The following is an 11,584-nucleotide window of genomic DNA, read 5'->3' as shown; positions in this document are numbered from 1 at the left end:
CTATCATGAAAAGACTTGTTATCTATAATCTTTTGGCAACATTCCGAATTTCTCTTTAAAACATTTTGCAAAATGGGAAGAAGAAGCAAAGCCTAACCGTTCTGCAGCTTCAGCTATTCGAACACCATTTGCTATTAATTCAGCTGCTTTGTTTAAGCGGAAATTCTTAACATAGTTATTAGGAGGCATACCAAACAAACTTTTCATCTTCCGGTAAAGATTAGAATGACTCATATTCATTTGATCTGCCAATGTTTCAATTGAATAATTTTCATTAACAACCTGCTCCAATAAAATTGCATTGATCTTGTCTATAAATTCTACATCTTTTTGAGAAATGGCAAAATCCGAAAGTGAAGAGGATGAACCAATTGTGATGTCCGTCATCTGTTTATGAAACGCCAATCGCAGTTTTAATAAATTCTCGATCTGTTTATGGAGCTGCTTAATAGAAAACGGTTTCTCTAGATATACATCAGCACCACTTTCAAGTCCTTCCACTTTAGATTCCAATGTCGTTTTTGCAGTCAGCAAAACAACAGGAATATGAGAATAAGCCATATCGGATTTTACATGATTACAAAGTTCAAGTCCATCCATTTCAGGCATCATAATATCACTGACAATAACATCTACACCCTGGTGTGCAAGTATTTCCAGTGCTTCTTTTCCATTACCGGCACGTATCACCTTGAACCAAACACTTAAAGCTTCTCGAGTTAAATTTAACAATTCAATATTATCCTCCACCAATAAAACTGTGAATTTCCTATTACCGAATTCAGAAACAGAAGTCACTTCTTCTCCAACACCTACAACATCCGTTTCAGTCAATCCATCAGATGCATCTTCCGTTTCTACAACTCCCAATGGTAAAGATAACACAAATGAAGCCCCCTCCTCGGAACTATCTTCCAGAAACAAATTCCCATGATGGGCTTCTGCCAAGGATCTTGCAAATGCCAAACCAATTCCGGTACCCTTAGATGATGCCACCGGATCGTCAGGCAATTGATAAAAAGCTTGAAATATTTTATCGTGTTGGTCCTCCGGGATGCCGGGGCCATCATCAGTAACCACTATCCTCACCTCGTCATCTACTGATAATACTTTCAATTCAATCCTGGATTTCGCATATTTCATCGCATTTCCCATCAGATTTACGAGAATCTTACTTATCTTCTCCGAATCAATCATCGTATTAATTTCTTCACGAGGCAAGCAAAGATGTAATGTCAGTCCTCTCAACTCCGCAGAACCGCTGAATTGATTAAAAATATCACTTACCAATGCATTAACATTGCATTTCCTCAAATTCAACTGCAAAGCACTACTTTCCAACTTCTGAAAATCAAGTAACTGATTGATGATTCCCAATAGATAATCTACATTCTTTTCTATCACAGAAATATACTTGTTCTCTTTCCCTTTGATTTCCTCTTCTCTCAATTTCTCCAACGGCAAACGAATCAAACTTAGCGGAGTACGTATTTCATGTACCAGATTAATAAAAAAATTGATTTTCGATTTATACATTTCTTTTTCTTTGGTAGTCTGATACTCCTCCATCCGACGTTTATACTTACGCCTGACATACAAATTCCAACGCCAACCAAGAAATACGATGACGGCAAGTAACAACAATGCATATACGACATAAGCAATAGTAGTCCGCCACCAGGGAGGAGTAACCACAATCCATAAAGAAATTGCCTTTTCATTCCAATAATGGTCATTATTCGAACCACGAACCAAAAACTCATACTCCCCCGGAGGAAGATTGGTATAGGAAGCCGTATTATTAGAAGAGTTGTTAATCCATTCCTTATCTACTCCGTTCAAAATATACGCATAACGGTTTCTAAGAGGATCTTCATAGCTAAGTGTCGCAAAACGGATGGTAAGACTGTTATTCTTATAAGGTAATCTTATCTTATCAACTGTATAAAAAGGCTTATCCAGCTGGAGCAGCCGCCTCACTTCCCGCTCATTATTCAAATTAGGAAAACTGATATCCATAACATAAACAGGAGGAAGGTAGGTGTTATCTGCAAATTCTTTCGGTTCAAAAACATTAAAGCCGTTCACTCCTCCAAAATACAACTTCCCTGTCGATGAAGCCAATGAAGATTGCGCCGTGAACTGATTCCCCTGCAAACCGTCATTTATAGTAAAAAGCCGGTTCTCATTCTTATTTATCGGATTAAACTGATATAACCCGGAATTACAGGAAATCCAAAAATTACCTGCCTGATCCTGCTCTATCGAATAAATAACCTTATCCGGCAACCAGACATTTTCCGGATCAAAATCAACAAAAGTTTCTGTTTCTTTGGAAAAAGAGCATAATCCTCCACCATTGGTTCCAAACCACATCGTACCTTTCCTATCTTCAAATAATGTTATCACGGAGTTACTAGTAATAGTAGTCAGGTCCTCCCGGATATGTTCAAAATGCTTCCACTCTTCACCAACTGTATTATAACAGAAAACGCCACGATTTGAGGTCGCAATCCAAAGATTATTGTACATATCCTCATAGATATCAGTTACAGAAGCCATAGCACCGACATTAATCACAGTTATAAAATTATCCGATTGCGGATTATAGCGACATAATCCCCAGCTTGTTCCGATAAAGATTTCTCCTTTACGGTCTTTAAAAAGGCTTAGTACATCATTACTGCAAAGCGTATTCGGGATATTACGGGAATAAGTATAACTTTTAATATTCCCGGTTTTCAGATTCAATACATGCAATCCTTCAGCATAAGTTCCCACCCAAAGATTATCGCCCTCCAACAACAAGCTACGTACATCGTATCTTATATTCGATTTCTTCAAAGAATACTCATAAAAAGAATGAGTTTGTGAATTGAAAAACCACAATCCATTCCGGGTTCCCACCCAAACATTCTTCTCCCGATCTTCACAGAAAGGTCCTATCCCCCTATCTGCTTTTTCCATCCCCGTCAAAGACAGGGAATAAGTAGAAAAACGCTTCGACTGTTTAGACATATAATTTATTCCGCCGGAATTAGTCATTACCCAAAGCGTGCCTTCATTATCCCACATCATCGCGTGTACAGTCGGATCACTCAAAGTCCATAAACCAAACGGAGAGTCTCCCCTACGAAATGTTTTACGCTCACGGTCAAACAAATAAACGCCATTGTCCGTACCAACCAGCATTTCTTTCTCGCTATAGTCCATCAGACAAAGAATAGAACTGAAACTCTCTGCAGATGTATCATATATTTTTAATTCCCGACTTCCTTCCTGATAACACCCTAACGAATTCGTCCCCACGCCACACCAAATCTCATGTTCAATACTATGGAGACAGTTAATCCTTTGATTGCCAATACTCAATTCGGATGAAACCGGATAGTTCTGCAGAAAAGTTCCCTCTTCATCAAAGCAAAGTAACCCCTCCTGCATAGAAGAAACATAGACAAGAGAATCCGTACCCTGGCAAATATCCCAAGCAAAAAAAGTCCGAATACTATTTTGAGTCAAAACATCTTTTGCCGGATCATAAATAAAGATGCCTTGCCCCAAGGTAGCGATCCAGATCAAGCCATTTTTCGTTTTTACAATTTTCTTGACTTCGCAACTAATAAACACTCCATATTTGGTTGTCTTATCAAAATACAAGAAATGATCGTCAGAGCGATCATAAATGTATAGTCCGGAACTTGTTCCTATCCAAAGGTCTTCACCCTCTTCCATCAGAGAACTGACAAAGTTGTTCCCTAAAGAATATTTGTCATTTAAAACATTCCGATAAATTTTATTTCCGCTACCATAATAGCAGTTCAGCCCGTTACTTGTCCCTATCCATAAAAAGCCATAGCTATCTTGAATTGCACACCAGGTTGTGTTATGAGACAGTCCGTTTTCTACCTGATATTTCTTAAAGGAAAACTCGGCAGATGCCATTAATGGCTCAATACAAAGAGTAATAAAACTGATAAATGCTATTATTGACTTTTTCATATTATATACCCATGTCGATTCAGTGAGCCAAATATAGCTATTTTAGTAACCTAAGCCAAATCTCAAATTTATTTTCATTTGGAGAATAGATAAAAGCAACACAGATAACGTCTGTTTATATCATCGACGTTATCTGTGTGCCAAACAATACATTTTACCTCATTGTCTTCAGACGATTAATCATGCAATCCCTTTTTTCTCAAATAATCCAGCATGAATCCCGGACGATCAGTCTGAAGAATCCGTGCCCCTAGCTCTTCAATCAGATATCCATAGTTTCCATCCGGATCTTTTAAAGCCTGATCGTCTTCATGCCCTCCCGCAAGAGAAGCCCACAACGTATTGTACCAGATCCGACTCTTTCCCAGAATAATCGATTTCACTTTTCGAGGCAAAGGACTGGAAGAATCCGAATAAACCAATTCGAAGGCAGCAGGATGCAGCTGTGTCATATAGTCCCTGACCTTCTTTTCGCCATCCTTTCCGTCAAGTCCTATCACCGGTATGTAAATCACTTTATCCAGATAATCTCCAAACTCACTTTTGACAGTTTCCACCGGCTGGCCTCCTTTCATTATCACCAAACTGGCAGTTCCGGTTTTCTCGAGCACAGCGTATACCTCGTCAAACACAGAATACGCCTTATCCAAGTTAAACATAATCTGACCTTTGCCTGCCAACAATGCCTCTTCCAATGTTGGAACAATATGTTCTGTCAGATTTCCATCCTTATCTTTCAGTTTCAACTTCTTGATTTCTGCCAATGTATAATCCTTAATCAATCCTTTACCATTGGTTGTCCGGTCTACACGGTCATCGTGCATCAATATTAATTGTCCGTCTTTAGTCTTGTGAATATCAATCTCCACAATATCCACTCCCATTTGTATGGCACTATCAATTGCCGCTACGGAATTTTCCGGTGCACTCCGCCAGTTCCCCCGATGTGCCACGACTAACACCTGATCGGACTTCGGATCTAAAAATGCCTTACGGATCGTTTCTCCCCGTTGTGCAAACAATATAAGAGGTTGCAAACAACAGAATATCCCTAACCATATCAGTTTGTAGTTTTTCATTGTCATTCGTTTAAATAAATTGTATCATTATTCTTGATAAGCTCCCGGCCACATCGCATTTTTATCACGCGGATTCCCCAACTGGTCAGTGGAAAAAGCATCCATCTCTTCCAACCATTTTCCAAACTCCTCACCTAAATTCTGGAAAGGACAACTATCCGGTTTAAAGCCGGTTGTGATCGCATTCTTAACAGCGTCGGAAGCAGTCCGGGTAAACTCATTCACATTCCCGTCCCAAGTATAGACAGAACGATTGGCATCCCATACGACATTTAAAGAGCTAATCGTACTGTTATACTTATCAAACTCTGATGTTGTAAACTTGTTGGTTGATGCAGGCATGATCGTACCGCCCATCAGATTATACCCTTTGGATGTCAAATGGCGAGTATCATCACCGGACATTTCAACAACCGGATTAGCTGCATTTTTATTCAGGATGATATTATTCATCAAGAATGATTGCCGGGCCGGCCAGGATTCACAACGAATAACAGCCCCGCTATTTTGAGCACCATCCTCGATAATGGTAGAGTTTACAATCAACATACTCCCCGCGCCGTTAATGGTTCCATCTCTACCACTATTATTGGTAACAGTTGTATTATTCATACATAAATGACCGTTTGACATTTGAATAGCATAACCGAACTGTCCGCCTTCATTGCCTGTAATGGAGCAATTATTCATAAAAAGAATACTCCCACTGTCATTGACGCGAATTGCGCCTCCACGCGAAGATGCCTTGTTGTTTCTCAACTGCACATGATTTAGTTTGGCTGTCCCCTTATACATGAATATACCGGAACCACCAGCCTCACCTGAACCATTTACTCCCGCATTATAGCACTTTTCAATGATACAATGATTCAACTGTAATGTTGCATTGCCACTGCTACCATTCGCAATCAGGAATCCACCGCTATAGCCATTTATTTTCTCATTGGGATGATAACCGCAAGAGAACGTACAACCTTCAAATGTAATATCTATCTGGTTTCCTAATGTAAACAAGGAATAATCACCCGCATCCGCAATGCCGTTATTATTTGCATCTCCTGTGAAAGTAGTCAGATACCGGACAGGATCACGCTTGCTTAAATCCTTCCGGGTACTTTGAGGATCATATCCACCCACAACCTTTATTTCGACTTGTTTGCTATATCCGCTATACTCTATTTTCAGACCGGCTTCCTGATCTGCTATCAAATAGGTACCGCCTGCCACATAGATATTCTTACCATCCAATTTCTTAGCATTCGCAGTCGTGATCGCACTGTTAGTGTTAGTTCTCAATAGATTGCGTAACCCGTCTACTCCCATTGCATTATCCCAATCCATACCGGTAGCATTCCCTGTAGCATGCTCTTTCACATAATAAGCGTCCAATTGCAATTCCGTTGCATCTCCCCCATTGATTGTACCAGTCTCCCATGGAGTGACAATCGGTTCACTCAATCTAATGACCGAACCTTCTACTTTCAAAGTAAATTCATAACAAAATCCGGCCTTTATTGCAGGAATGCCCGGCAATACCAGATCTTCCCCCTTGTAATTTAAAGAAACGAAAGTACTATTAGGATTTGCAGCTCCCGGAGCTACGATCGCCGTATATTTACATCCGCTTTGTCCGGCTTTCCCTCCTTCAGGAATGGTGACATACGGTGAAACAAGTGCAGTTCCCGATGAAACATTTCCGTCCGTATATCCCTGATAGGAACCGATTTTAACTCCTAGAGCTTTACTTTGTGAGTCTATATCGTCCAATGTCATGATAACTTTCGCCATTCTCCGGTTCATATTCAGATGAAGGACACCTGCTCCCTCATTTACAGCATCCTCTACTGTGCAAGTCATGTAGTCTGCGCTCGCCAGATTTTCCAAACTCTGCTGATTAATAGGAAGAGAGAAGTTGGCTACGCTTGTTCCTTCAGTCACCGGATAAAAGGCAGAATAAGTAACAGGTTCATTTCCCCACCTAAGATAATAGTTATCCGTAGGAGCCCATTGCCCTCCAGACAACATATAAGTCACACTACCATCTTCGCAACTCAACAGAATCTGGTCTCCATTATTAAATTGCATTTGCTGTTCATTTGTTCCTGTAGGATTACTACGGGTATATGCAGCATCAATAACAGCATTGATCTTGATTGCACCGGAGTCTTCATTGAACACGGCTATCTCTTTATCCGTATCACAAGCTGCCATACCCGTTAATATACATGCAGCCAATATATGTTTAGTAATTTTCATAACTCATCTCCTCCTTTTTATTTCTGATCGATAATCTGACCGGTTGCCCGATATTTCATTTGCATGGTAGCCAACCGTGCCGTTTCATTTACATTCAGTGTCAGCGTATGCTCTACTCCCTTTTGCAACTCAATGGGCTCTTCGGCAGTCCATATATACAATTTTCCGTCATAACTGAAATTGACAGAAAAGCCTTCTATTATTGTTTGCGGGAGAAGAATGCATTCATACCCATCCGTACCCTTATAGGGGGCGATAGTTGTAGCTACAGCATCTTCCCGTGGAATGACTACCGGTTCCGGCACTGACAAATCACAAATACCACCCGCTATTGTACCATTTACAGCCATATCGCCCAGTTTACTGATCGCCGCATCTTCCATACCATTATTTACCGTCACTTTTATAATCAGCTTGCTCATGGCATGATCCAAAGTAACTTTCAATCTACCATCTGCGGTGAGATCCTGTTTCGGATCAACCGTTGATTTAGTCAACAGGAAATCAGAAGCAATCACCTTTTCTTCGGTAGTCTGGTTGCTTTGTATGTTGATAGCTAACGGAGTGTCCAAACCAGCTTCCGAAATGTAAGGAGCATACGCTATTACTGTTACCGGAGTTCTTGCGTTATCCCAAAGCATTTGTTGCCCGTCCGCCGTATTCCAGTCATTATTAGATTTTACCATTTGCGAATTATAATCATAAGCAATGTTTTCACTGTTATGAATGATCAGTCCGAAACTCTCCAGATTACTTGCATCATATCCGGCACGCGACACAGGCGCATTCACTTCTGTCACAATACGGATTATATGATCTTCGGGAAAGTTGCCGGTCGGCTGCGTCCCGTCTTCAATGTTTGAACAGCCTGTCAGACTAATGACCAAAGCGGTCATTATATAAAATTTGTTTTTCATATCACAATTACTTTTTAAAGATTCAGTTGGACAATACAGCATCATAAGCTCCCATTTGCATCTTATCAGGATTGCGTGTCACGCCACGCTGATCCAATCCGAAAGCATCTTCACCCATCCATTCCACGAATACCTCACCTAAATTAACCATAGGAGAAGCAGCAGGATTGAAACTTTTCACAGCATTGATTACAGCTTGTTTGGTAGCATAACCACCCACCTGTCCGATCTGGTCAATATTCCACTTATAAACACCCTCTTCCGTCAGGTTGCCATTCACGAGGGTAGGATAAGCAGTATCAGAAACGCCCATTGTGAAATTATTAACTCGCTGATACAAGTTATATCCCATGGAGTAAGCTTCTTTATTCGCTCCGTTCAAAATGAAGCTTGGAGCGGTAGAATTCTCGGAAATCAACAGGTTATTAATAAACTTAGTATCACCATCAATAGAGGTTTCACATCGAAAGGCGCCATACTCCTGATCAATATCATGCCCTACAATCGTACTATTAGCGAGCATGAAACTACCTCCCCCGTTTAAAGCAGCACCTTTTCCCGGATTTCCGACAATGGTTGTGTTATTCATACAAATATGTCCCGATGATATCTGAATACCGACCCCAAAAAGTTCTCTTACTGAATTGCCAGTTATCAGGCAATTATTCATAAACACAACAGCCTTATTGCTGTTACACCGTATTGCTCCGCCACGGCTATCCGCCGCATTATCCAGGAACTTCACATTGTTCAGTTTCGAGCTCCCGGAAGCAATAAGAATAGCTGTACCTCCCGCTACTCCTCCTTGCCCGTTGACAGCTTCCGTTTTACAATCCCTGATAATACAATCCGTTAATTCGACAGAGGTGCTATTGACGTTACCATTGATATAAATTCCGCTACCACACTCGTTAGACTTGGCATCATTATTAGAAAGGTACCCATATTGAAAAGTAACTCCTTCAATCCCAATAATCCCTCCTTTCACCAACAATAGTCCGCAATCACCGGAATCAGCCTGATTATTACCGTTTACATCTCCGCTGATCACTGTCTTATACGTATCAATACGACGATTAGTCAGATCTGTCCCTTCGCTCAACAAACTATATCCTCCTTTGATCGCTTTAATGTCTTTGCGGATAATCACCCCGAGTCCTCCGGTCTCGGACATCACATATTTTCCCTGGCTCATGTAAATAGTACTCTTGGACAGATCGATAGATCCACTCAATAATTTGCGAAAACCAGCTACATCCATTGCCTGATCCCATGAAGTACCATCCATGTCCCCTTCACCGAATTGAGTTACAAAATAACTTTCCAGTCCTTTTTGCAAGACAACTTCTTCATCCAGATCATCATCATAATCAGTAATCATCGGAGGATCAACCATCTCATAATCTTCCTGACACGCCTGGCTCACTAAAATAGTGAAGGCCAAAAGCCCAATCTTTGATATTGTGAGCAACTTATTTTTCATTTTTCTTCATTTTAAACTTGTACACTAAATTGAAATAATTACAGTTCACCGCTTAACGGGCAATATCCGGATAACCGGGATTCTGTTTCAGATATTCATTCTGCTCCAATTGGGTCTGTGAAAACGGGAACAATTCATAATGAGTATCTGCATCCCGTTTCTTGTCCCACCATGCATCCTGAAATCTTCCGAAGCGGATCAAATCCGTCCGACGACGGCTCTCCGCAAGAAATTCCCGTCCCCATTCATCAAGCATTTCTTTTAGATCAAGTACCACGTTACCTTCCGGCTGATAAGCGATATCTGCAGTAAAGTTTTCATAGTTGCGTTTACGCACGCTGTTCAACAGCTTGCCGGCCTCGCCTGCCTGTCCGAGACGAAGAAGGCATTCCGCCTGCGAATAAATAATCTCCGCCAAACGGATTTCCGTATAATCCGACTCTATAAAATATCCTCCATCAAACGGATAGAAAGGATACTTCACACAGTAAAGCCCCGAGTTGAAATCTCCGTTTCCCAGTTTAGACTCCTGATAATTCGGGTTGGCAATATAACCGGATTCTGCGTTACCTTCAAAACGTCCCACTTGATCAAGTAGGTAAAGGACATATTGATTATCCGGATTCTTGGCATATCCCCCACTTATACTGGAATTAGCGATTTTCCCTTCCATGAAGAACATACCTTCCCGTGTATTATTACTCGTATTTACATATTGTTTATAACGTTTATCGCCCGCATACTTGGCGAATTTCTGCGTAACCATGCCCAATTCATAGTCGAATATCTGCCGGGGACGTTGGTTATCAAAGCTTGGTGAAATTGCATATTTCGGATTACGGCTCCCATCGCCTTCTATTTTTAGGAAATACTGACAACCATACGGAAGTCCTCGTCCATAAACAGTTCTGTTGTCACCGTGTTCCCCACTTTTCAGATGCCAGCTGGTTGTTCCATAAGAACCGGAGAAACCAAAGATTACTTCATTACACATTTCATTGTTCCAGTCGAAGGGTTCGTACCAGTTATCCGCAATTGCATAATAACCAAATTCTCCTCCGATGATACGTTTACACATATCAATACATTCTTGCCATTTAGGCTGCCCAATCCATTTTTCTGCGTTCAAATAAAGGCGTACCAGCAATGAAGCGGCAGCAGCTTTGGTAAACTGTCCTTGCTGATTGCCGTTACCGGATTGTCCGGTCTTGGATGGCAAACTCGGTAAACAGAAATCTTTTAATTCACCCTCGATGAAATCAAACATAACTTGTGGAGATACCTGTTTCCGATTCTCCGGTCGTTCATTTACAGCTTGATCGGAGCTTGTTGTTAGAACACAGTTACGGTAGCTATTGAACAGACGAAGATAACAGTAGGCCCGCATACAACGTAGTTGTGCCTTAAAACTATCAAATTCACTCTCACTTAGATTGAACTTGGAAGGATTCAGTTGGGCCAGTTCATCCAACACCAGATTACATTGACCAATACCAGCATACATGGACTCCCATCCGGATGTCCAATCTCCGGAATTAATGTCATCGTACTGATGATAATGATATTTTTCCCATTTACCGCCATCATACCACCAAGTTCCCCGAGTAGGCGTTATCAACTGATCCCCTGTCAGTTCTTCGTGTTCATGACGTCTGACAATGGATTCATAGATATGCTCAAACGGACGAAAAACGGCGTTGATAACATCCTGTTTGGTATTATAATAGTTTTGAGACATGACCTGATCATACACCGTTTCCGACAGATCTGTACAGGATGGCAAACTAATGACTGTACCTGCCATTATCCCTAATCCAATGATATATTTTGTTATTTTCATAATCGTCTTT

The 11,584-nt window shown here is 40.9% G+C and carries 6 protein-coding genes; all 6 read right to left on the bottom strand.

Features of this window, described 5'->3' with window-relative positions; translation table 11 throughout:
• Positions 1-18: 18 nt before the first annotated feature.
• Positions 19-3,999: a two-component regulator propeller domain-containing protein gene (locus HMPREF9010_RS10890; RefSeq protein ID WP_008649427.1), complete on the bottom strand. Its 3,981-nt coding sequence runs from the start codon at positions 3,997-3,999 to the stop codon at positions 19-21.
• Between the two features lie 176 nt (positions 4,000-4,175).
• Positions 4,176-5,078, bottom strand: a complete 903-nt coding sequence (locus tag HMPREF9010_RS10895) for a glycerophosphodiester phosphodiesterase family protein (protein WP_004322301.1) — start codon at positions 5,076-5,078, stop codon at positions 4,176-4,178.
• 27 nt (positions 5,079-5,105) lie between these two features.
• On the bottom strand, positions 5,106-7,334 hold the full coding sequence (locus HMPREF9010_RS10900) for a fimbrillin family protein (RefSeq protein ID WP_008649423.1): 2,229 nt from the start codon (positions 7,332-7,334) through the stop codon (positions 5,106-5,108).
• Between the two features lie 17 nt (positions 7,335-7,351).
• Complete coding sequence (locus HMPREF9010_RS10905) at positions 7,352-8,251, bottom strand: fimbrillin family protein (protein ID WP_008649421.1); 900 nt, start codon at positions 8,249-8,251, stop codon at positions 7,352-7,354.
• A 22-nt stretch (positions 8,252-8,273) separates the two neighbouring features.
• A complete protein-coding gene (locus tag HMPREF9010_RS10910; protein ID WP_004322305.1) occupies positions 8,274-9,734 on the bottom strand; it encodes a right-handed parallel beta-helix repeat-containing protein in 1,461 nt (486 codons plus the stop codon).
• Positions 9,735-9,786: 52 nt separating this feature from the next.
• Positions 9,787-11,574, bottom strand: coding sequence for a RagB/SusD family nutrient uptake outer membrane protein (locus HMPREF9010_RS10915; RefSeq protein WP_008649417.1), 1,788 nt, complete (start codon positions 11,572-11,574; stop codon positions 9,787-9,789).
• Between the last annotated feature and the right edge of the window lie 10 nt (positions 11,575-11,584).

This window comes from Bacteroides sp. 3_1_23 (assembly GCF_000162555.1).
In the GTDB taxonomy this organism is placed as follows: domain Bacteria; phylum Bacteroidota; class Bacteroidia; order Bacteroidales; family Bacteroidaceae; genus Bacteroides; species Bacteroides ovatus.
The sequence above is the reverse complement of the archived record's forward strand: the minus strand, read 5'-3'. Positions and strand labels throughout refer to the sequence as shown.